This window comes from Micromonospora sp. CNZ285, from assembly GCF_004637285.1.
Genome location: NZ_SPQD01000001.1, coordinates 5,379,761 through 5,401,898, shown reverse-complemented (window position 1 = coordinate 5,401,898; position 22,138 = coordinate 5,379,761). Strand labels below are relative to the sequence as shown.

The window sequence follows — 22,138 nt, the reverse complement described above, 5'->3', positions numbered from 1 at the left end:
TGCCTCACATTAGGGAAGGCGTCCGATGGAATCAAGGCGACCGTTTGTTCAATCACGTATCCGCAATCGGTTGCACACCAAGGGTATTCAATTCATCTTCCGACGATGGCTGTCAATACGTCGTCGAGCGTCACCACACCCATCGGCCGGCGTCCGTCGCTGACCAGCACCATGTGGCGGCGTTCGCGGCGCATCGCGAGCAGCAGATCGGCGAGCGTACGGTCCGGCGGCACCACCGCCAGCGGCCGGTAGATCTCGGCCGGCACCGGTGCCCGGCGGCTCGCCCCGGCGTACCCGAGCACGTCCTTGACGTGCACGAAACCGAGCACCCGGCGGGTGGCCCGCTGCACCACCGGGAAGCGGGACCGGCCGGTACGGGTCGCCAGCACCTCCAGCGACGCCGGTGAGACGTCCTCGGCCACCGTGGTCACCGTGGACCAGGGTTGCAGCGCGTCCGCCGCGGTACGGCTGTGCAGGGCCAGCGCGCCGGTGATCCGGGCGTGCTCCTCGGCGTCCAGCAACCCCTCGGTACGCGCCTGGGAGACCAGCCCGGCCAGTTCCTCCGCGGTGAACACGGTCTTCACCGCGTCTGTCGCCTCCACCCGCCACCACCGCAGCACCTGCCGCGACGCCCACTTCATCGCCAGCAGCAGCGGCTTGGTGGCCAGGCAGAACGCCAGCATGGCCGGGCCGAGCCAGAGCGCCGACGGTTCCGGCCCGGCCAGCGTGATGTTCTTCGGCACCATCTCGCCGACCACCGTGTGTAGGAACACCACCACCGCCAGCGCGATGACGAACGACACCGGATGCACCGCCGAGGCGGGCAGCCCCAGCGCGGCGAACGCCGGCTCCAGCAGGTGCGCCAGCGCCGGCTCGGCGATCGCGCCGAGGCCGAGCGAGCAGACGGTGATGCCGAGCTGCGCTCCGGCGATCATCAGCGGGATCTGGTTCATCGCAGCCAGCGCCAGCCGGGCCCGCTTCGACGTCGCCGCCAGCGGTTCGATGACCGTACGGCGGGAGGCGATCAGCGCGAACTCGCTGCCCACGAAGAACGCGTTACCGAGCAGCAACCCGACCGCGACGAGTAGTTCAGGCACCGTCGTCGGGCTCCTCGGGGCGTACCACCCGCACCTGCTCGATCCGGTGCCGGTCGACCTCCACCACTGTGAACTCGTACCCGGCCTCGTCGAGCGTCTCACCCGGCACCGGGATGTGGCCGAACCGTGCCATGAGGAACCCGCCGAGCGTCTCGTACGGCCCGTCGGGCAGCCGGAAACCCGTCTGCTCCACCAGCTCGTCGGCGCGCAGCACGCCGTCGGTCAGGACGGTGCGCTCGCCGCCGGGCACTGTCAGCTCCACCGGCCCGAAGCCGTCCACGGCGTCCGGGTCGAACTCGTCGGCGATCTCGCCCACCAGTTCCTCGACCAGATCCTCCACCGTCACCACGCCGTCGGTGCCGCCGTACTCGTCCACCACGATCGCCAGGTCCGCCCCGGCGGCCTTGAGCGCGGCCAGCACCCCGTTCAGGTTGAGGCTCTCCGGCACGTACACCGGTTCCCGGGCCACGGCGGCGACAGTGGTGGCCGCGCGGCGGGCCAGCGGCACGCCCAGGGCGTCTGGTACCCCGGCGACGCCGGTGACCAGGTCGAGTGTCTCCTCGTAGACCGGGAACCGGGTGCGGCCGGTCCGCCGGGACGCCTCCAGCAGCTCGGCGACGGTCGTGGTGGCGCGCAGCGCGGTGACGTCGACCCGGGGCGTCATCGCCTCGGCGGCCCGCTTGTCGCCGAAGCGGATGGTGCGGCGCAGCAGCATCGCGGTGTCCGGCGGCAGCGCGCCGGCCCGGGCCGAGATGGCGGCGAGCAGGCCCAGTTCCTCCGGGGAGCGGGCGCTCGCCAGTTCCTCCTGCGGCTCCACGCCGAGGCGGCGCACCAGCCGGTTCGCGGATTCGTTCAGCAGCCGGATCAGCCAGCCGAAGGTGCGGGAGAAGGCCCGCATCGGCGCTGCCGTGGCGAGCGCCGCCGGCATCGGGCGGGCCAGCGCCAGGTTCTTCGGCACCAGCTCGCCGAACAGCATCGAGATGAGCGTGGCCAGGGCCAGCGCGAGCAGGCCGGAGAAGCGTTCCGCGCCGCCGAGCGGGCGCAGCAGCGGCGCGAAGAGCCGGGCCAGGGCGGGCTCGGCCAGGTAGCCGGTGAGCAACGCGGTGAGCGTGATGCCGAGCTGCGCGCCGGAGAGCTGGAAGGACAGTTCGCGCAGCGCGCGGCGTACCGTGGCGGCCCGGCCGTCGCCCTCGTCGGCCCGCCTGTCGATCTCCGCCCGGTCGACGGTGACCAGGGCGAACTCGGCCGCGACGAAGAAGGCGTTGCCGGCGGTCAGCAGCACGAAACCGACCAGTGGCAACAGCGTCAGAAGCAGAAGGCCGTCGATGCGCGTGATTGTGGCACGCGGACGCCGATGGTGGACCCCCCGTAGCGTGGTGTGCATGGACGGTCTGCTGCTCACTGACGAACTGGTCCTGCTCGCGTACGACGACGACGGCGTCAACCGCCTCGGCAGTCCGCACCTCGGCTACGGCCTCGCCGGGGCGGTGCTGCTGGAACTGGCGCTGGTCGGCCGGGTGGAGGTGGCGGACGAGCGGCTCGTGGTGACCGATCCCGCCCCGACCGGTGTGCCGCTGCTGGACGAGGCGCTGGCGACTGTGGGATCCGGCCGCCCCCGCAAGCCGAAGGACTGGATCGGCAAGCTCGCCAAGGGCCTGCCGGACCGGGTGCTCGGCGGCCTCGTCGACGCCGGGGTGCTGCGCCGGGAGTCCGATCGGGTGCTGCTGGTCTTCCCGCGTACCCGCTATCCCTCGCCGACCGGCGCGGAGCCGGCGGTGGAGACCGCGGCCCGGCAACGGATGACGACGGCGCTCACCACCGACGGCCCGGTCGACGCCCGGACCGCCGCGCTGCTCACGCTGACCCGCGCGGTCGGCCTGGACCGCAGGATCTTCCGTGAGTTGCCGAAGCAGCGGGTCAAGGCGCGCATCGACGAGATCGCCGCCGGCGACTGGGCGTCGGCCGCCACCAAGAAGGCGATCGAGGAGATGCAGGCCGCGCTGATGGTCGCGATGACGGCCGGGACGAGCGCCGCCATCATGACCACCACGACCAGCTGAACGCGACGGCGGCGGCACCGCTCGGGTGCCGCCGCCGTCGTGGTCCGGCTCCTGCCGGTGTACGCCTCAGCTCGCGGCGGGCGCGACCTCCGGCTCACCGGCCGGGGCCTCCGGCTTGACCGAGCGCAGCAGCACGCTCGCCACGTCGACCACCTCGACCTGCTCGCCCGCGCCCTTGCCGTTCACGCCGTCGTTGAGCATCGTCGAGCAGAACGGGCAGCCGACCGCGATGGTCTTCGCCCCGGTGGACATGGCCTCCTCGACCCGGTCCACGTTGATCCGCTTGCCGATCTTCTCCTCCATCCACATCCGCGCACCGCCGGCGCCGCAGCAGAAGGAGCGCTCGCTGTTACGCGGCATCTCGACGAGGCCGCTGTCGCGGCCTGCACCGGAATCGGAAGCTGCGCCACCGCGGCCATCTCCGATGGCACTGCCGAGCACCTCACGCGGCGCGGCGAAGATCCGGTTGTGGCGGCCCAGGTAGCACGGGTCGTGGTAGGTCACGCCGCCGTCGACCGGCTGGACCGGGGTGAGCTTGCCGGCGCTGACCAGGTGGGCCAGCAGCTGGGTGTGGTGCACGACCTCGAACTCGCCGCCGAGCTGGCCGTACTCGTTGCCCAGGGTGTTGAAGCAGTGCGGACAGGTGGCGACGATCTTGCGCTTGCTCTTCTCCCGGCCCTCGAACGCCTCGTTCAGCGTCTCGACGTTCTGCTGGGCCAGCATCTGGAAGACGAACTCGTTGCCGATGCGGCGCGCCGGGTCGCCGGAGCAGGTCTCGCCCTCGCCCAGGATGGCGAACTTGACGCCCGCCTCGTTCAGCAGCGTGGCGACCGCGCGGGTGGTCTTCTTGGCCCGGTCCTCGAACGCGCCGGCGCAGCCGACCCAGAACAGGTACTCGAAGTCGTCGACCTCGCCGACGCGCGGCACCTCGAACCCGAGGCCCTTGGTCCAGTCCTCGCGGGTGTTCTGCGGGGCGCCCCACGGGTTGCCCTTGTTCTCCAGGTTGCGGAGCATGACGCCGGCCTCGGACGGGAAGCTCGACTCGATCAGCACCTGGTAACGGCGCATGTCGACGATGTGGTCCACGTGCTCGATGTCCACCGGGCACTGCTCGACGCAGGCGCCGCAGGTGGTGCAGGACCAGAGCACGTCCGGGTCGATGACACCGCCCTCCTCGGCGGTGCCGATCAGCGGCCGGTCCGCCTCGGCCATCGCGAGCACGTCCACGCCGGCCAGCTGCTCCTGCGTGGCCTTCTCCTCGCCGGTCAGGTCCTTGCCGCCACCGGCCAGCAGGTACGGCGCCTTGGCGTACGCGTGGTCGCGCAGGCTCAGCACCAGCAGCTTCGGCGACAGCGGCTTGCCGGTGTTCCAGGCGGGGCACTGCGACTGGCAGCGACCGCACTCGGTGCAGGTGCTGAAGTCCAGCAGGCCCTTCCAGGTGAACTGCTCGACCTGGGCGACACCGAACTGGTCCTTCTCCGGGTCGGCCTCCTCGAAGTCCAGCGGCTTGCCCTCGCTGGTCATCGGGCGCAGCGGGCCCAGGCCGGAACCGGCCGGCTTCTCCGGGTCGCGCTTGAAGAAGATGTTCGGGAAGGCCAGGAAGCGGTGCCAGGCCACACCCATGGTGACGTTCAGCGAGATCACGATGAGCCAGGTCATCGAAATCATGATCTTGATGAGCGCGGCGATGCTGACGCCCGCCTCCCAGTTCGGGAGGACCGAGCCGACCGCGTGGCTGAGCGGGGCGGCCCAGACCGGGTACTCGAAGTGGTCGGTGGCGACCTTGAAGCCGCGGATCACGAACCCGAAGATCAGGACCAGCAGGACGACCCACTCGACGAAGTAGCCCTGCCACATGGTCGAGCCGGTGAACCGGGAGCGGTTCTCCGCGCGGCCCGGCCGGTTGCGCAGCCGGATCGCCATCAGCACCAGGATGCCGACCAGGCCGAGGATGCCGATCCACTCGGTGACCAGGCCGAAGATCGTCCAGTGCCCGATGATCGGCAGCCCGCCGCCGGTGGAGACCACCTCGAAGTAGGCCTCCAGCACCAGCAGCGACAGCACGATGAAGCCGACCATCACGAACCAGTGGGCGGCGCCGACCACGCTCCACTTGAGCATGCGGGTGTGACCGGCGGTCTCCACCAGCATCTTCTTCGTACGCGCGCCCTTGTCGCCGAACCGCTCCGGCGCGGGCTGGCCGAGCCGGATGACCGCGGTCATCTTCATGACCGCGCGCACCGCAAGCCACACCGCAACGGCGGTGATGGCGGCCGCGAGGATCGTGGTGACGATCTGGACGCTGCCCATCGAGTTGGCCTCCCGGTCTGCTGCTTGTCCGTGCAGCCTACGCGCAAGGTTACCCAGCAGTAACGTGAGTCTTCTCGCACCAGGCCACGCCGCCCTGCGCACACCATAGGTGGAGCGGCGTCGAAGCGCCGTGCAGGGGCGGCGTGGCGTGACCTACGCCGGGGTGGGGCAGCGCCGGATCAGCGCCAGCGGGAGAGCAGGATCAGCGACGAGACCATCGCGCCGAAGCCCACGGCGAGGTTCCAGTAGCCCCAGCTGGCGACCGGGTACGCCTGCTCGGAGAGGTAGTAGAGCACCAGCCAGCCGATGCCCACCACGATCAGCGCGACCGCGGTAGCCGGCAGCCAGATGGGGCTAGGCTTGCGCGTCGACGCCGTCGCCGTCGGACGGACGTCCGTCGGCGGGGTGTACACCTTCTTCTTGCGGACCTGAGACTTGGGCACGACGCTCTCCAGAGGGGGTACGACCTCGTCCGGCCTGACAACCGGGCGCGAGGGCGACGGTCCATGGCCAATAATGTTCGACAGCTAGCGTAGTCCCGACGGACCGTCCAGGCCACGAATGGGGCCAGGCCGGTGCACTCAGTAACCGGAAAGAGCGGACTTTCCGGGTCGAGCAGGTCGGCTCGCACCGGCGCGGGCCGGAACGAGACGACGGGAAAGGGAACGCCCGGTGGAGTACACGTCCGGCGCCGCCTCCTGGCAGAAGGTCCTCCGCCGCGCGGCAGCCGCCCTGCTGCCCCGGCGCGCACGCCAGCGCCGCCCCGGCTGGTCCGTCGGCGTGCCCCTGATCGCCGCCGCGGCCGGTCTGCTGTTCACCACCACCGCCACCACCGCGGGCGGCACCTCCCTGCGTGAGGACCGCCGGCCCCAGCTCACCCAGCTGATCGAGGACCGCCGCGAGGAGGTCGCCGCCAGCGAGGCGAAGGCCGCCCGGCTCCGCGCCGAGGTGGAGGAGCAGACCGAAGCACTCGCCGGCGCCGACGGGCCGATCAAGACCGAGCGGGACCGGGCCGCCGCGAGCCGGCAGGGCGCCGGGTTCACCGCGCTCACCGGCAGCGGCGTGACTGTCGAGCTGAACGACGCCGACCGCCGGCCCGACCAGCCGCTGCCGAAGGGCGCCAGCAACGACGACCTGGTGGTGCACCAGGGCGACGTCCAGGCGGTCGTCAACGCGCTCTGGGCCGGCGGCGCGGAGGCCATGTCAATCATGAACGTCCGCGTGCTGAGCACCAGCGCGGTACGCTGCGTCGGTAACACCCTGCTGCTGCACGGCCGGGTGTACTCCCCTCCTTTCAAGATCGTGGCAATCGGCGATCCCGCGGAACTCCAGCGGGCGCTCGCCGCCTCTGAGGGAGTGCGGGTGTTCAAGGAAGTGGCCGACCACTACCAACTCGGGTACGTCGAGCGCGTCTCCACGGTCACCGTGCCCGCGTTCGAGGACTCCACGGCGTTGCAGTCGGCGACGGTGCCCCGGTGACCGGCGGCGACCCCCGGGAACGCGCCGGCCACGACCGCCGGGAGGAGCCCACCGCGTTCCTTCCCCGGGTCGAGCGTCCGGCCCCGGCGTCGCCACAGCCGCTCGACCTGCCCTGGCCCGACGCCGGCCCGGCCCACACCGCCCCGGCCCGACACGGCCGGGACACCCACCGGCCCGCCCCGCCACGGACCGGCCCACCGCCGTCCGCCCCGCCACGGACCGCCCCGCCGGTCGCTCCGCCGCCGCCGTGGCCGGGCAGTCAGGCGCATCAACCGGCGAGCGCCTCCCGCCCCGAGGCCGACCCCCGATTCCGCCCCCCGGCGAGCGAGCTTCCCCCCAGGGGTACGCCCCACCCGGCCGGCCCGGCGCACCAGGGCGCCGGACACCACGGCCCTACGCAGAACGGCCCCGCGCCCCACGGAGCGGTGCCCCGGGGTGGTCCCGCCCCCGGGATGCGCCCGGCCGCACCCGGCGACGTCGTACACCGGCCGGGCGAGCGCCAGTCGCGACCGGAGGGGTACGGACCGGCGGGGCAGCAGTACGCCGTCCGCCATTCCACAGGTGGGGCGATGCCGCCCGAGCGTGGTGGCCGCGGTGGACAGCCACCGCAGAACGGCACCCGCCCGTGGGAGGCCGGCGGACGCCCGCCGGAGGACGGTCGCCGACCGGCGGGGGGTGAGGGACGGCCGCCCGGCGTACCCCCTCTCGGTGGGCCGACCGGCGCGGACCGGAACCCTCCGGCCGACCCCGGAGCCACGGCGGTGCTGCCCGCCGTCACCCGCCGACCCGCGGACCCCCACCTGGACGCCACCGGGCTGATGGGCGCGGTGCCCCCGCCACCCGACGACGGGGACGGCGGTGGTGGTGGTGCCGAACCGCCCGCCGAGCCGCCCCGCCCCCGGCGTGGCGAGCGGGTGGTGCAACTGCGGCCCGAGCAGACCGGCGACGGATACCGCAGCGTCTACTCCGAGCTGACCCGCCCGACCGTCGGCTCCCGGCTGCGCACCGTCGTGCGGGGCACCGGCGAACTGCTGATCACCTTCGGGCTGGTGGTGCTCCTGTTCGCCGGGTACGAGATCTGGGGCAAGGCGGTCATCGTCGAGGCCCACCAGAACGACCTCAACAGCCAGCTCGCCCAGGAGTGGGGCGCGACCGCGGACCCGACCGTCGGCCCGACCACCGGGCCCACGGTGAAGCCGAAGCCGCCGGCCGAGGGCAAGCCGGTCGCCGGCCTCTACATCCCCAAGTTCGACAAGCACTGGGTGGTGGTCGAGGGGGTCAGCCCGAACGACATCCGGTACGCCCCGGGCCGCTACCCGGACAGCGCCATGCCCGGCGAGATGGGCAACTTCTCCGTCGCCGGTCACCGGATCCGCTCCACGTTCTGGCGGCTGGACGAGTTGAAGACCGGCGACGCGATAGTGGTCGAGACCAAGACGGAGTGGCTCGTCTACCGGGTCTACCAGCAGCGGATCGTCAAGCCGTCCCAGGTGGAGGTGGTCGCGCCGGTGCCCGGCAAGCCGGGTCAGAAGCCCACCGAGAAGCTGCTCACGCTCACCACCTGCAATCCGAAGTTCGACAACTACCAGCGGCTGATCATCCACGCCCGGCTGGACCACACCCAGGCCAAGTCGGCGGGCCGCCCGGCCGAGTTGGAGGCGTGAGCGTGTACTCGTGGATCTGGCGCAAACTGCCGTTCGGGCTGCCCGGCAAGCTGTTCGGCTCGCTGATGCTGGCCACCGCCACTGTCGCGCTGCTCTGGTTCGTGGTCTTCCCGTGGGCCGAGCCGCTGCTGCCCTTCGACGACGTGCAGGTCACCCAGGACTCCGGCGTACCGGGTGACGGTGGGATCACCGAACCGACCGGGTTGCCCGGCGAGGAGGAGCTGCCGTACAGCACCGAGACGAACAACGCCCCACCCTCCACCCCGAACAGGTGACAGCGATGCGCGTGCTGGTGATCGACAACTACGACTCGTTCGTCTTCAACCTCGTGCAGTACCTCGGCCAGCTCGGCGCCGACTGCGAGGTGCGGCGCAACGACGAGATCGACGTCGCCGAGGTGGGCCGCGCCGGCGCCGCCGGTGTCCTGCTGTCGCCCGGGCCGGGCAGCCCGGACCGGGCCGGCATCTGCCTGGACGTGATCCGCGAGTACGCCGGCAAGCTCCCGATCTTCGGCGTCTGCCTCGGCCACCAGGCGATCGGCGAGGCGTTCGGCGCGACAGTCGCCCGCGCGCCGGAACTGCTGCACGGCAAGACCTCGGAGGTACGCCACGACGGCGTGGGCGTGCTCGCCGGGCTGCCCGACCCGTTCACCGCCACCCGCTACCACTCGCTGGCCGTGCTGCCCGAGACGCTCCCCGACGAGCTGGAGGTCACCGGCCGGACCGCTTCCGGCGTGGTGATGGCGATGCGGCACCGCACGCTGCCGATCGAAGGCGTGCAGTTCCACCCGGAGTCGGTGCTGACCGAGGGCGGTCACCTGATGCTGGCGAACTGGCTCGCCGCCTGCGGCTTCCCGGCGGCGCTGGAGCGCGCCCCGGAGCTGGCCGCCGAGGTCGACGCCCGCCGCCGGGCAGCCTTCTCCCCAGCCTGACGCCCCGCGTCCCGCCCCACCCCCGCGCGTCCCCGCCCGCCTCCCTCTCCGTCGATCATGAAGTTGGCGGGGACAAATCGGACGCTCAGTGCCGCTAACTTCATGATCGACGCGGAAACGGGGGCGGCGGCGGCCCCGGGATCGGGGACGCCGCCGCAGCGGTCGGTCAGGTGGTGGTCAGCGGTCGGTACGTGTCGGCGCGATGGTCGGGAACGGGAAGCCGCTGCCGCCGCCGTTGCCGCCACCACCGTTGCCCGGCGTGCTCGGCGACGTGCTCGGGCTGCCACTCGGCGTCGGGCTGGTGGGTTCCTCCTCCCGCGGCACGTCGACCTTAATCGTCACCCGCTCGCCCTTGGCCAGGCTGGTCCCGGCGGCCGGCGACTGGCTGCTGACCTTGCCCGCCTCGGCCGGGTCGACCTCGTCGCCCTCCTGGACCCGGGCCACGTAGCCGGCCTCCTTGAGCCGCTGCTTCGCCTGGTCCTCGGTGTAGCCGCGGACGTTCGGCACCTCGCTGACGTTGCCCCGGGAGACCTTGAGCGTCACCTTGCTGCCCTCGGCGACCGCACTGCCTTCCTTCGGCGAGACGTCGACGACCTGACCTTCCGGCGCGCTGCCGTTGACGTTCTCGCGCACCGGGATCAGCTTGAGTTCGGTCAGGCGGTCGCTCGCGGCGTCGTACGTGCCGCCCGTCAGGTTGGTGGGGATGGTGACCTGGCCGGGGCCGGTGCAGACGTTGACGGTGACCTCGGTGTCCTTCTCCACCCGCTGGCCGAACGACGGGCTCTGGTCGACCACCGAGCCCTTCTCGCAGGTGGTGTTCTGCACCGGGTCGCCGGCGGTGAACCGCAGCCCGGCCTGGGTGAGCGCCGCCTGCGCCTCGGCCTGTGAACGGCCCACCAACTGCGGCACCGACACCTTCTCGTTGCCGGCCTGGTTGAGCCAGAGCGCAGTGCCGAGCGCGATCACCGCGAGCACGCCGAGCGTGGCGAACGCGGCGATCACCCAGGACGAACTCTTGCGCTTGCCCGGGTCACCGACCCGCGCCACCGGCTGCTGGCGGGTCTGCGGGCCCATCATCTGGGTCTGCTGCGCCTGGTGGTACCCGCCGCCCGCGGCGGCACCCATCGGCATGGTCTCGTCGGCCGGCATCACCGGGGTGGCGAGCACCGGCCGGCCGGCGGCGGCGCGGAGCAGGTCCGCCCGCATCTCACCGGCGCTCTGGTAGCGGTTGAGCGGGTTCTTCGACAGCGCCTTGAGCACGATGGCGTCGACTGCGGGGTTGACGTCCGGGTTGATCGTGCTCGGCGTCGGCGGCTGTTCCCGTACGTGCTGGTACGCGACGCTGACCGGGCTGTCCCCGACGAACGGCGGGTGCCCGCAGAGCAGCTCGAACAGCACGCAGCCGGCCGCGTAGACGTCGGAGCGGGCGTCGACCGCCTCACCGCGCGCCTGCTCGGGGGAGAGGTATTGGGCGGTGCCGATGACCGCGCTGGTCTGCGTCATCGTGGTGGCGCCGCTGGCGAGCGCCCGGGCGATGCCGAAGTCCATCACCTTGACCTGGCCGGTCTGGGTGAGCATCACGTTTCCGGGCTTGATGTCCCGGTGGATGATCCCGTGCCGGTGGCTGAACTCCAGCGCGGCGCACATGTCCGCGCAGATCTCCAGCGCCCGGCGCGGCTGGAGCCGCCCCTCGACGCCGAGAACCTCCTTGAGGGTCCGGCCGTTGACGAACTCCATCACGATGAACGGAAGGGTCTCGCCCGTGGGGCCGGTCTCCTCACCGGTGTCGTAGACGGCGACGATCGCCGGGTGGTTGAGCGAGGCGGCGTTCTGCGCCTCACGGCGGAACCGCATCTGGAAGGTGGCATCCCGGGCCAGATCGGCACGGAGCATCTTGATCGCGACATCCCGCCCGAGCCGGAGGTCACGGCCGCGGTGCACCTCGGCCATGCCGCCGTAGCCCAGCAGCTCGCCGACCTGATACCTGCCACCGAGCAGGCGGGCCTGCGCTGTCATCGCGTCTCTCGTCCTTCGCTCGTCGTCGTACCGCCGCCGGCCGGCAGGAGGCGTACCTCACGACGGTACGACGTGCGGACCGGATAGTCGCCTCCGTACGCCCGCACCGCGCCGGAGGTCACGCTCACACTCGCCGGAGCGGCTGCGGTATCACCGTATTTCCGGTACAGGAACGAAATCACGCCCGAGCAGAGGATGACCAGTACGGCCACCACGATCGCCGTCGTCCACAGCCCGGACCGGGAGCGCCGGGGCGGGGCGGCGGCGGGCGGTCGCGCGTACCCCAGGGGGTTGTGCTGAGGCATGGGGCGCGGCTGCGGGACGGGGGCCGCGCCGCGCGGCGCCACCGGCGGACGGGGCTGCGGGGCGGGGTGGGCGACAACTGCCGGGCGCGGCATGACCGGCGGGCGCGCCGGGGACACGGGCGGCCGGGGCTGCGGGTGCGGGACGGCCGCCGGCGGCTGCGGACGCGGCGCGGCGGTCGGCACCTGCGCCCGCGCGACCGGCGCGGCGGGCGAGGCGGGTACGCCGGAGATCGGGTGCCCGACGCGGGCCGCCTGGGAGAGCGCGAGCTTGGCCTGCCGGGCGATGCTCGCCAGCGCGGCGGCGCTCGGCCAGCGGGCCGCCGGGTCCTTCGCCATGGCCCGCTCCACGATCGCCCGGACCTGCGGCGGGATGTCGGGCGGAAGCGCCCGCGGGGCGTCCCGCACGTGCTTCATGGCGATTTCGAGGGGATTGTCCCCTTCGAACGGGCGGCGGCCGGCCAGGCACTGGTACGCGACCACGCCCAGCGCGTAGACGTCCGAGGCGGGGGTGGCGACAGCGCCGGTGGCCTGCTCCGGCGAGATGTACGAGGCGGTGCCGAGCACCGAGCCGGCGGCGGTGAGCTGGCCGACCAGGTCCGAGCGGGCGATGCCGAAGTCGGTGAGCACGAGCGTGCCGTTCGGCCGGACCAGCAGGTTGCCCGGCTTCACGTCGCGGTGCACGATGCCCTTCTCGTGCGCCGCGTGCAACGCGTCGGCGGCCTGGGCCAGCAGCGCCATCGTGCGGGCCGGGGTGAGCCGGCCGACGCGGCTGAGCGTGGCGGAGAGCGCGTCACCCTCGACGTACTCCATCACCAGGAACGCGATGTGCTGGTCGCTGCCGAAGTCGTAGACGTCGACCACGCCGGGGTGGTTGATGGTGGCCATGGTCCGGGCCTCGCCGCGGAACCGCTCGGCGAAGCCGGGTTCGTCCAGCAGCGCCGGGAGCAGGCTCTTCACCGCGACGGTACGGCCCAGCACCTGGTCGGTGCCGCGCCACACGTCGCCCATGCCACCGCTGGCGATCCGCTCGTCGAGGCGGTAGCGGTTGCCGAGCTTCACTCCCGGACCGAGCACGTCAGCGCCTCCCGGAGTCGGCGATCGCCGCCGCCATGATCCGGCCGGCGATGCGGGCCGCCTCGGCGCTGCCGCCGCTGCCCGCCTGCTCCAGCTCGACGCAGACCGCGGAGAGCGGCGTGCCGTCCTTGTCCAGCGCGAAGCCGATGAACCAGCCGTGGTCCGGGGTGTTCGGGCCGGACTGGGCGGTACCGGTCTTGCCGCCGACGATGTAGCCGTCGATGGCGGCCCGGCGACCGGTGCCCTCCTTCACCACGTTCTGCATCATGTCGCGCAGGTCGGCGGCGACCTGGCCGCTGACCGGGCGGCGCAGCTCGCGCGGCTGGGCGGCGTCGTAGACGGTGGTGCGGTCCGGCCCGAGCAGCTGCTTGACCAGGTAGGGACGCATCTGCTTGCCGTCCTTGTTGGCCACCGCGGCGGCGATCATCGCGCCCTGCAACGGGGTCATCCGCACGTTGTTCTGCCCGATCGACGACTGCGCCAGCGCGGCCTGGTCGGTGCTGCCGTCCGGGTTCTGCATGTCGCCGGTGCGGCTGGCCGCCACCGGCAGGCCGCCCTCGCCGAGCTGACCGACGGTAAGGTCCTCCTGCTCGAAGCCGAACTGCTTCGCCTTCTCCTTGACCTTGTCCGCGCCGAGGCGTACGCCGAGCTGGGCGAAGCCGGTGTTGCAGGACTCGGTCACCGCCTCCCGCAGCGTGACCTGGGACTCGGGGCAGATCGACGGCGCCGCGTTGCGGATCGGCTGGCCCGCACCGGGCGCGGTGTAGCTGGAACCGGCCGGGATGCGGGTCTGCTGTCCGACGCCGTTCTCCAGCGCCGCCGCCGCCATGATGATCTTGAAGGTGGAGCCCGGCGGCAGCGTCTCGGACAGCGCCCGGTTCGCCAGCGGCCGATCCTTGTCCTTCTCCAGCGCGTTGTACGCCCGGTCCGCCTCGGTGCTGTCGTGGCTGGCGAGCGGGTTCGGGTCGAAGCTCGGCATGGACACCAGCGCCTGCACCGCGCCGGTACGCGGGTCGATCGCGATGGCCGCGCCCTTCGTCGCGCCGACCTGGTTGTCGTTCAACTGCTTGAACGCCGTCTGCTGGGCCCCCTTGGAGAGCGTCAGCAGCACGTTGCCGCCACCGGTCTCGTCACCGGTGAACATGTCCTTGATCCGGCTGGCGATGAGCGCGTCGCTGGTGCCGGCCAGGAAGTCGTTCTCCACCCGCTCGATGCCGCTCGCGCCGCCGTTCACCGGCTTCCAGCCGAGCACGTGCGCGTACATCGCCCCGCCCGGGTAGGTGCGCTGGTACTTCAGCTCACCACCGGTCTCCTTGCTGACCGCGTACGCGGTGCCGCCGACCTCGATGTTGCCGCGCTTGCGGTCGTACTCGGCGACCTGGACCCGGCCGTTGTAGTCGCTGTTGCGGTACTCGTCGGCCTTGTAGGCCTGGATCCAGTTCAGGTTCGCGAACAGCAACCCGAACAGGACGATCACGACAACGCCGACGCGGCGCAGGGGGGCGTTCACGGCCGGATCACCTCCGTCGGGGCGCCGTGCAACTGCTCGGGCGGACCACCGGCGGGCCGGGCGGCCGGGCCGCCGCCGCCGGTCACCGGGCGGCGGGCGCCGTCGGAGACCCGCAGCAGCAGGGCGATCAGCAGCCAGTTCGCCATCAGCGAGGAGCCACCGGCGGACAGGAACGGGGTGGTCTGACCGGTCAGCGGGATGAGCTTGCTGATGCCGCCGACGATCACGAAGACCTGGAGGCCCAGCGTGAACGCCAGACCACCGGCGAGCAGCTTGCCGAACGAGTCCCGTACCGCCAGCGCGGCGCGCAGGCCCCGCTCCACGATCAGCAGGTAGATCACCAGCAGCGCGGAGAGACCGAACAGGCCGATCTCCTCACCGATGCCGGCGAAGATGAAGTCGGTCTGCACCTCGGGCAGCAACGCCGGCTGGCCGCCGCCCGGCCCGGCCCCGAACAGGCCGCCGGTGCCGAGCGTGAGCAGACCCTGCACCAGCTGGTAACCCCTGTCGTACGGCTCGGCGAACGGGTCCAGCCAGATCTGCGCCCGGTCGTAGAAGTTCGCGAACGGGCCGCCGATGGTGCTGCCCAGCAGGTACGCCAGGTAGGCGCCGCCGAAGAACAGGATCAGGCCGATGAGCAGCCAGCTCACCCGCTCGGTGGCGATGTAGAGCGTCACCACGAACATGCCGAAGTAGAGCAGCGAGGTGCCCAGGTCCTTCTCGAAGATCAGGACCAGGAGGCTGATCAGCCAGACCACGAGGACCGGGCCGAGGTCACGCCCGCGCGGGAAGTCGATGCCGAGCACCCGCCGGCTGGCGAGCGAGAGCACCTCCCGCTTGCGCACCAGGTAGTAGGCGAAGAACGTGAGCAGGGCCAGCTTGGCGAACTCACCGGGCTGGATGGAGAAGAACGAACCGAACTTGATCCACAGCTTGGCGCCGTTGATCTCGGAGAACCGGCTGGGCAGCACCGCCGGGATCATCACCAGCACGATGCCGGCCAGGCCCAGCGTGTACGCGTACCGGGACAGCGAACGGTGGTCGCGCAGGATCGCCAGCAGCCCGGCGGCCAGCATCACCGCGAGCAGCGTCCAGGCGAGCTGCCGCCCACCAGTGCCGGCGAAGACGGCCAGGTCCTCCCGCTCGGCGGGCGTGGCCTTGGCCAGGTCGTACCGTCGCAGGAAGCCGACCCCGATGCCGTTGAGCAGCGCCACCGCGGGCAGCAGCGCCGGATCGGCGAACGGCGCCAGCCAGCGGATCACCAGGTGCAGGCCGAGGAAGACCAGCCCCAGCGCGGCGGCCGGGATCCAGAAATCGGGCGTGATCGTGTCCAGCGCCTTGGCCTCGATCATCGCCGCGTACGCCGCCACGAGCACCATGGCGAGCAGGAGCAGAGACAGCTCGGCGTTGCGCCGGGACCGGGCCAGGCGTACGCCGGACTGCTCGCCCGTCGAAGCGGGCGAGGCGGCCGGTACGGCGGCTGCGGTCACGGATACGTCCTCGGGATCGAGCCGGCACTCACTCCGGCGACCGGCAACCGGCCGGGTCGGCCGGCGGAACGGTGTCGGAGGGTACGGCGTCGGGCGTGATGGTCATCAGCGGCGTCGACGCGCCGGGGCTCGGTGAGCCGGCCGGCGGAACGGACGGTGCGGGACTGCCGCTGACCTGCGGGTTCAGCCCGCCCGCTGCCGGGCTCGGGCTGGTCGCACCGGGCGACGGGTCGGGCGGGCAGAGCGGCTTGAGGTTCGGGTTCGCCGGGTCGTCGCTGGTCAGCTCCGCCAGCCGGCGCTCCGCGTCCGGCTCGTTGCGAGCCTGGATGCCCTGCTTCACCCGCTCCTGGGCGGCGAGGGTGAGGTCGTCGAGCCGGGCCTCACTGCGCTCGTGCACGTTCGACAGGTCCAGTCCGGCGACCTGGCCGGGCACCCCGCGGAAGACGGCCAGCTGGCCGTCGTCGGTGGCGCCGACGTAGAACTGCCGCTGGGTGTACGTCCACCCGCCGAACGCGCCACCGCCGACGATCACCGCGAGCGCCAGCACCATGGCGACGGTACGCAGCGGCCGGCGACGGCGCCGCTCCGGCTCGTCGTCGCGGCTGTCCGCCGGCTCCTCCGGCGCGGGCGGCCGGGGGGCGGACAGCGCCGAGGCGCGGGCCGCCGGGGTGGAGTCGTCGGCCGAGGTCGCCATGCCCCGGTCGCGGGCGGCGGCGCCGCCGACGATCGGGGACGCCTCGACGATGTCCTGGTCGGTGGCGTCGGCGATGATCACCGTGATGTTGTCCGGGCCGCCGCCGCGCAGCGCGAGCTGCACCAGGCGTTCCACGCACCGCTGCGGGTCGGGGTACTCCCGCATGGTGTCCGCGATGGTCTCCGCGCTGACCACGCCGGAGAGCCCGTCGGAGCAGATCAGGTAGCGGTCGCCGGGCAGCACCTGGCGGACGCTGTACTCCGGGTCGATGTCGCGGCCGTCGAGCGCGCGGGTGAGCAGCGAGCGCTGGGGGTGGCTGCTCGCCTCCTCCGCGCTGATCCGGCCCTCGTCGACGAGCATCTGGACGTACGTGTCGTCCTTGGTGATCTGCGCGAACTCGCCGTTGCGCAGGAGATAGGCCCGGGAGTCACCGATGTGGACCATGCCGAGCTTGCTGCCGGAGAAGAGGGTCGCGGTGAGCGTCGTGCCCATCCCCTCCAGCTGCGGGTTGGCGTCCACGGTGTCGCGGAGCTGCTGGTTGGCGGTGCCCACGGCGGAGCGGAGCGCGTCGACCAGGGCGTCACCGGGGACGTCCTCGTCGAGCGGCGCCATGGCACCGATGACGATGTTGCTGGCGACGTCACCGGCGGCCATGCCGCCCATGCCGTCGGCCACGGCGAGCAGCCGCGGTCCGGCGTAGACGGAATCCTGATTGCCGTCTCGGATCAGACCGCGGTCGCTGTGGGCCGCGTAGCGCAGGGTCAGAGTCATGGCCGTAATTCGAGGGAAGTGCGGCCGATCCGGATCGGCACGCCGAGGGGGACGGGGGTTGGTCCGGTGACCTTAGCGCGATCGAGATAGGTGCCGTTAGTCGATCCGAGGTCCTCGACGTACCACTGCCCGTCGCGGGGCACCAGCCGGGCGTGTCGCGCCGAGGCGTAGTCGTCGGTGATCACCAGGGTCGAGTCCTCCGCCCGGCCGATGGTGATCTGGGCCTCTCCGAGCGTGATCCGGGTGCCGGCGAGCTGACCGGCGGTGACCACCAGCTGGTGGGCGGCCCGGCCGCGCTTGGCCTTCGCCGGCTTCCCCGGCTGCCCGGTCGACGCGCCGATCCCCCGCGGCGCGGCCACCAGCTTGCCCGACCGGGCACCGGCGAAGAGGTCCCGGCGGATCACGCCGACCACCGTGAACACGAAGATCCACAGCAGGATGAGGAACCCGAACCGGGCGACGGTGATGACCAGTTCCGGCAACGCGGGTCAGCCGTCCACGCGGAAGGTCAGCGTCGTGGTGCCGAGCTGGATCATGTCGCCGGGGTTGAGGGCGACCGCAGACACCCGCTGGCCGTTGACCATCGTGCCGTTGGTGGAGCCCAGGTCGGTCAGCACCACCTGGCCGCCGTCGAAGTCCAGCCGGGCGTGGCGCCGGGAGATGCCGACGTCGGGCAGGCGCAGGTTGGCCTGGTCGCCACGGCCGATCACGGTCGAGCCCATCTGGAGCGGGTAGGTGCGGCCGTCGCCGGAGACCAGGCGGACGTTGCGGCCACCGCCGTGACCGGGCGGAGGGCCGTAGCCGCCACCCTGGTCGTACGCCGGGTACGCCGGGCCGGCGTCGTAGCCGCCGGGCGCGGAGACCGGGGCGACGTCCCCACCGGTGTAGACCTCGGCGGTGACCCGGAACATGCCGGTGTCCAGGCCCTCACCGCGTTCGACCTCGACGATCACGTCGCCGTAGACCGTCCACGCCTGCTCGCCGATGAACTCGGCCTGCGACTGGGCCAGCTCCTGGGCCAGCGCCGCAGCGTACGGCGCCAGCCGACTGTGGTCGTAGGGCGAGAGATCGATCACGTAGCGGTTGGGCACAAGGGTGCGCCCACCGGCCAGGATCGCCTTGTGCGCCTCGGCCTCCCGCTGCATGGCGTTGAGGATCTCCACGGGGTGGACCACCCCTTTGAAGACCTTGGCGAAGGCCCCCTCGACCAGGCCTTCCAGACGCTTCTCGAAGCGTTGCAGCACGCTCACCGGCTCCTCCTCGGGTCCCGAGGCAATGATGGTATCCGGACACCGCCTCCGCAGCTCACACGCCGCTCGGCCGGCTGCCGTCGGCCCGTTCGTGACCAGGCCCGCGGACGTGCTAAAGTTTCGCCCGCCACGAGCGGTGATCGTTCGTGGCGTGGCCAGTGGACAGCGTAATATGTCCCGGCACCCGCCGCAGATGGCGGGCGCGGGATGCGATATGGTGTTCCGGGTCGTGCCACGGGGATGTGGCGGAATGGCAGACGCGCACGGTTCAGGTCCGTGTGTCCGAAAGGACGTGGGGGTTCAACTCCCCCCATCCCCACCAGTGCAAGGGCTCCGCGCATCGCGGGGCCCTTGCTTCGTATCGGGGCGTTCCGGACGTCACGCTATGCTCCGATGGTTTCCCTGCCTCCCATGGACCAGGAGTGGCGTGTGACTGTCGCGTTGGTGACCGGTTCCGGCGGTCTGATCGGCTCCGAGGCGGCCCGGCACTTCGCCGGACTCGGTCTCGACGTGGTCGGCATCGACAACGACATGCGCCGGTACTTTTTCGGCGAGGACGGCTCGACCGCCTGGAGCCTCGACCGGCTCGCCGCCGACCTCGGCTCCGCGTACACCCACCACGCCGTCGACATCCGCGACCGCGACGGGCTGGAGCAGGTCTTCAAGCGGTACGGCAAGGACATCGCCGTGGTGATCCACAGCGCCGCCCAGCCGAGCCACGACTGGGCCGCCAAGGAGCCGTTCACCGACTTCGACGTGAACGCTGGCGGCACGCTCAACGTGCTGGAGAACACCCGGCGGCACGCGATCGACGCGCCGTTCATCCACTGCTCCACGAACAAGGTGTACGGCGACCGGCCGAACTCGCTCCCGCTGATCGAGCTGGAGACCCGGTACGAGCTGCCCGAGGACCACCGCTGGTACGACGGCATCACCGAGGACATGTCGATCGACGAGTCGCTGCACTCGATCTTCGGCGCCTCGAAGGTCGCCTCCGACGTGATGGTCCAGGAGTACGGCCGCTACTTCGACATGAAGACCGCCTGCTTCCGGGGCGGAACGCTGACCGGCCCCGCGCACTCCGCCGCCGAGCTGCACGGCTTCCTGGCGTACCTGATGCGCTGCGTGATGGAGGGCCGGACGTACAACCTCTTCGGCTACAAGGGGAAGATGGTCCGGGACGCGATCCACTCGCACGACGTGCTGACCGCGTTCGAGGCGTTCTTCCGTGAGCCGCGCTCGGCCCAGGTCTACAACCTCGGCGGCGGCCGGCACTCCAACACCTCGCACATCGAGGCGTTCCGGGTCGCCCAGGAGATCACCGGCCGTGAGGCCCGGATCAACTACGTCGAGCAGGCCCGCACCGGCGACCACCAGTGGTACGTCAGCAGCATGGCCCGCTTCGAGGAGCACTACCCGTCCTGGAAGATCACGTACGACGTGCCGATGATCCTCCGCGAGATCTACGAGGCCAACGTCGACAAGTGGGTACCGAAGGCATGACCACCGGAACCAAGCGCAACGTGCTCGGCGTCGGCGTCGACGCCACCGACTACGCCCGGGCCACCGAGGCCGTCGTGGCGGCCGCGCACGAACGCCGCCCGCTGGCGCTGACCGCGCTCGCCGTGCACGGCGTGATGACCGGCGTGCTCGACCCGGCCCACAACGCCCGGCTCAACTCGTTCGACGTGGTCACCCCGGACGGGCAGCCGGTGCGCTGGGCGCTCAACCTGCTGCACGGCGCCGGGCTCACCGACCGCGTCTACGGGCCGGAGCTGACCCTGCGGGTGCTCGCCCGGTTCGCCGAGGAAGGGCTGCCGGTCTACCTCTACGGCTCCACCGAGGAGACCTTGTCCCGGCTGGTCCCGGCGCTGGAGCGCAAGTTCCCCGCGCTGAAGATCGCCGGGGTCGAGCCGTCCAAGTTCCGCGCCGTCACGCCGGGCGAGGACGCCGAGATCGCCGACCGGATCCGGGCCAGCGGCGCCCGCCTCGTCCTGGTCGGGCTGGGCTGCCCGCGCCAGGAGGTCTTCGCGTACGCCATGCGCCCGCTGCTCGACATGCCGCTGATGGCCGTCGGCGCGGCCTTCGACTACCACGCCGGCCTGCTGCGCAACCCGCCACCGTGGATGCAGCGCGCCGGGCTGGAGTGGTTCTGGCGGCTCGGCCTGGAACCCAAGCGCCTGTGGCGCCGGTACGTCATCCTCAACCCGGCCTACCTGGCCCGGCTCGCCGCCCAGAAGACCGGCGTGTGGAAGGCCACCCCGCCGGCGCCGGCCACCGGGCGTCCCGCCACGTTCGACGTCTGAGCCGCCCCTACCCCTACGGGCCCGGGTACGGGGCGAACCCGGGTGCCGTCCCGGATTCGCCGAACGTCGAAACGGGCAAGGCTGGGGGGCATGGATGACCGTCTCGCCGTACTGCTTCCCGTCGCCGCCGTCTGGCTCGCCGCCGGGCTGGTCGCGGAGGGCCTGCCCGGGCTCGACCGCGCCCGCGCGCTGCGCCGGCGTACCGGATGGTTGTCCGCCCTGGTGCTGACCGGCCTCGCGCTCACCGCGGCGGTCCTCGCCGCGGGCCTGCAGAGCGGCGGCGACACCACTGTGGACCGGGCCGCCGCCGCACTCGGCCTCGCGGCCGTGCCGGCGGCCGTGGTGGCGGTCTGCACGGTACGGCGGGTCCGGCGGCTGCGGTCCGGCGCGGGCGCGTTCGCGGCGGCGCCGGGCACCCCCGCCCCGCACGGGCTGCGCGCGGCGGCGGCGCACCCGCTGATCGCGCTGCCGCTCCAGGCGACGGCGATCGCGGTGCTGGCGGCGGTGCTGCCGGCGGCCGGGGTCGACCTGTTCGCCGCGCCGGGCGTCGCCAGCCCGGCGATCACCGTCGGGGTGCTCGGCGTGTGCGCGATCGGAGTACGCCACGCGCTGCGGCACAACCGGCTCGCCGAGCGGGCGATGCCGGCCGCCGAGGCGGTGTCAGCGCGACCGGCTCGCGCCCTGCACGTATAGCAGTTCCAGGATCGCGCGGGTCGCCTCGAACCAGCGGTCCAGCCAGCCGGGCGGAGGCACGCTGCCCTTCGGGGGCAGCTCCATCAGCAGGCCGCGCAGCAGCGGGTGGTCCACCAGGGACTCCTGCTGCTCGACCGGCCAGCCGCTCGGCGGGAAGGACGGCTCGGTGAGCGGGTTGGGGTCCAGCGACGGCAGGGACAGCGGCGCCGCGGCCTGCTCGGGGACGCCACCCTCGCGGGTGTCGTCGCCGTCACCGGAGACCACCTCGGTGAGGACGGTGTCCCGGCGGGCACCCCGGTACTTGCCACCGAACCGCTCGGGCTTGCCCGGGCCGCTGGTGAGGTTCTCTGAACCGATCGTCGTCATCCGTCTCGCCTGCCTTGTTCGGTTGCCGATCTGTGCGGTTCAACGAGGCGGATCGGAACTGGCGACGGGTCGCCGCCGCGGCGCGGGCACGCGGACACGAATGGTCCCGCCCGGCGGCGCTG

Annotated in this window: 20 protein-coding genes and 1 tRNA gene; 9 read left to right on the top strand and 12 right to left on the bottom strand. The window is 72.1% G+C overall.

The features are described 5' to 3' along the window. Positions 1-92: 92 nt before the first annotated feature. Together CLT75_RS24635 and CLT75_RS24630 are read right to left on the bottom strand one after the other, a co-directional pair. Positions 93-1,097, bottom strand: coding sequence for a hemolysin family protein (locus CLT75_RS24635; protein ID WP_013283320.1), 1,005 nt, complete (start codon positions 1,095-1,097; stop codon positions 93-95). Continuing rightward, the gene (locus CLT75_RS24630; RefSeq protein ID WP_135242664.1) at positions 1,090-2,397 is read right to left on the bottom strand and encodes a hemolysin family protein; all 1,308 of its coding nucleotides are present in this window, start codon (positions 2,395-2,397) and stop codon (positions 1,090-1,092) included. Before CLT75_RS24630 ends, CLT75_RS24635 begins: the two co-directional genes overlap by 8 nt. Positions 2,398-2,479: 82 nt before the next feature. On the opposite strand from CLT75_RS24630, the gene CLT75_RS24625 reads away from it, so the two are divergent. Beyond that, a complete protein-coding gene (locus CLT75_RS24625) occupies positions 2,480-3,157 on the top strand; it encodes a GOLPH3/VPS74 family protein (RefSeq protein WP_486485265.1) in 678 nt (225 codons plus the stop codon). A 66-nt stretch (positions 3,158-3,223) separates the two neighbouring features. Here CLT75_RS24625 and CLT75_RS24620 read toward each other — a convergent pair whose 3' ends face one another. Both CLT75_RS24620 and CLT75_RS24615 read right to left on the bottom strand, forming a co-directional pair. Next, positions 3,224-5,467, bottom strand: coding sequence for a (Fe-S)-binding protein (locus CLT75_RS24620; protein WP_135242662.1), 2,244 nt, complete (start codon positions 5,465-5,467; stop codon positions 3,224-3,226). A gap of 179 nt (positions 5,468-5,646) precedes the next feature. Then, complete coding sequence (locus tag CLT75_RS24615) at positions 5,647-5,910, bottom strand: cell division protein CrgA (protein WP_135242661.1); 264 nt, start codon at positions 5,908-5,910, stop codon at positions 5,647-5,649. A 229-nt stretch (positions 5,911-6,139) separates the two neighbouring features. Here CLT75_RS24615 and CLT75_RS24610 point away from each other — a divergent pair, with 229 nt between their 5' ends. The 4 genes from CLT75_RS24610 to CLT75_RS24595 are packed head-to-tail and all read left to right on the top strand — an operon-like array spanning position 6,140 to position 9,541. Further along, a complete protein-coding gene (locus CLT75_RS24610) occupies positions 6,140-6,946 on the top strand; it encodes a DUF881 domain-containing protein (RefSeq protein ID WP_013283315.1) in 807 nt (268 codons plus the stop codon). Continuing rightward, the gene (locus tag CLT75_RS33460; protein WP_167796955.1) at positions 6,943-8,610 is read left to right on the top strand and encodes a class E sortase; all 1,668 of its coding nucleotides are present in this window, start codon (positions 6,943-6,945) and stop codon (positions 8,608-8,610) included. The genes CLT75_RS24610 and CLT75_RS33460 overlap by 4 nt, the downstream gene beginning before the upstream one ends. A gap of 2 nt (positions 8,611-8,612) precedes the next feature. After that, positions 8,613-8,885, top strand: a complete 273-nt coding sequence (locus CLT75_RS24600) for a hypothetical protein (protein WP_135244120.1) — start codon at positions 8,613-8,615, stop codon at positions 8,883-8,885. Positions 8,886-8,890: 5 nt separating this feature from the next. Then, on the top strand, positions 8,891-9,541 hold the full coding sequence (locus tag CLT75_RS24595; protein WP_114919202.1) for an aminodeoxychorismate/anthranilate synthase component II: 651 nt from the start codon (positions 8,891-8,893) through the stop codon (positions 9,539-9,541). A gap of 177 nt (positions 9,542-9,718) precedes the next feature. Here CLT75_RS24595 and pknB read toward each other — a convergent pair whose 3' ends face one another. The 7 genes from pknB to CLT75_RS24560 are packed head-to-tail and all read right to left on the bottom strand — an operon-like array spanning position 9,719 to position 18,678. Next, positions 9,719-11,557: a Stk1 family PASTA domain-containing Ser/Thr kinase gene (gene pknB / locus CLT75_RS24590; protein WP_135242659.1), complete on the bottom strand. Its 1,839-nt coding sequence runs from the start codon at positions 11,555-11,557 to the stop codon at positions 9,719-9,721. Continuing rightward, positions 11,554-12,936 carry a serine/threonine protein kinase gene (locus CLT75_RS24585; protein WP_135242658.1) on the bottom strand — a complete coding sequence of 461 codons (1,383 nt, stop codon included), beginning with the start codon at positions 12,934-12,936 and terminating at the stop codon, positions 11,554-11,556. The genes pknB and CLT75_RS24585 overlap by 4 nt, the downstream gene beginning before the upstream one ends. A 1-nt stretch (position 12,937) precedes the next feature. Continuing rightward, on the bottom strand, positions 12,938-14,446 hold the full coding sequence (locus tag CLT75_RS24580; RefSeq protein ID WP_135242657.1) for a penicillin-binding transpeptidase domain-containing protein: 1,509 nt from the start codon (positions 14,444-14,446) through the stop codon (positions 12,938-12,940). After that, complete coding sequence (locus tag CLT75_RS24575) at positions 14,443-15,936, bottom strand: FtsW/RodA/SpoVE family cell cycle protein (protein ID WP_135242656.1); 1,494 nt, start codon at positions 15,934-15,936, stop codon at positions 14,443-14,445. Before CLT75_RS24575 ends, CLT75_RS24580 begins: the two co-directional genes overlap by 4 nt. 28 nt (positions 15,937-15,964) lie before the next feature. Continuing rightward, a complete protein-coding gene (locus tag CLT75_RS24570) occupies positions 15,965-17,401 on the bottom strand; it encodes a protein phosphatase 2C domain-containing protein (protein WP_135242655.1) in 1,437 nt (478 codons plus the stop codon). Continuing rightward, a complete protein-coding gene (locus tag CLT75_RS24565) occupies positions 17,398-17,883 on the bottom strand; it encodes an FHA domain-containing protein FhaB/FipA (RefSeq protein ID WP_128138039.1) in 486 nt (161 codons plus the stop codon). Before CLT75_RS24565 ends, CLT75_RS24570 begins: the two co-directional genes overlap by 4 nt. Positions 17,884-17,889: 6 nt before the next feature. Further along, positions 17,890-18,678: an FHA domain-containing protein gene (locus CLT75_RS24560; RefSeq protein WP_026267912.1), complete on the bottom strand. Its 789-nt coding sequence runs from the start codon at positions 18,676-18,678 to the stop codon at positions 17,890-17,892. A gap of 209 nt (positions 18,679-18,887) precedes the next feature. Here CLT75_RS24560 and CLT75_RS24555 point away from each other — a divergent pair. The 4 genes from CLT75_RS24555 to CLT75_RS24540 all read left to right on the top strand — a co-directional run bounded on the left by CLT75_RS24555 (position 18,888) and on the right by CLT75_RS24540 (position 21,650). Beyond that, positions 18,888-18,973, top strand: a tRNA-Leu gene (locus CLT75_RS24555). Positions 18,974-19,044: 71 nt separating this feature from the next. After that, a complete protein-coding gene (locus tag CLT75_RS24550) occupies positions 19,045-20,154 on the top strand; it encodes an NAD-dependent epimerase/dehydratase family protein (protein WP_209310380.1) in 1,110 nt (369 codons plus the stop codon). Then, entirely contained in the window at positions 20,151-20,957 is an 807-nt protein-coding gene (locus CLT75_RS24545) for a WecB/TagA/CpsF family glycosyltransferase (protein ID WP_135242653.1), read from the top strand. Before CLT75_RS24550 ends, CLT75_RS24545 begins: the two co-directional genes overlap by 4 nt. 90 nt (positions 20,958-21,047) lie before the next feature. After that, positions 21,048-21,650 (top strand): hypothetical protein, encoded by a 603-nt coding sequence (locus CLT75_RS24540; protein ID WP_135242652.1) that lies wholly within the window; start codon positions 21,048-21,050, stop codon positions 21,648-21,650. On the opposite strand, the gene CLT75_RS24535 is transcribed toward CLT75_RS24540, so the two are convergent. After that, a complete protein-coding gene (locus tag CLT75_RS24535; RefSeq protein ID WP_135242651.1) occupies positions 21,618-22,016 on the bottom strand; it encodes a hypothetical protein in 399 nt (132 codons plus the stop codon). The two genes, CLT75_RS24540 and CLT75_RS24535, sit on opposite strands and share 33 nt — an antisense overlap. Positions 22,017-22,138: the final 122 nt, after the last annotated feature.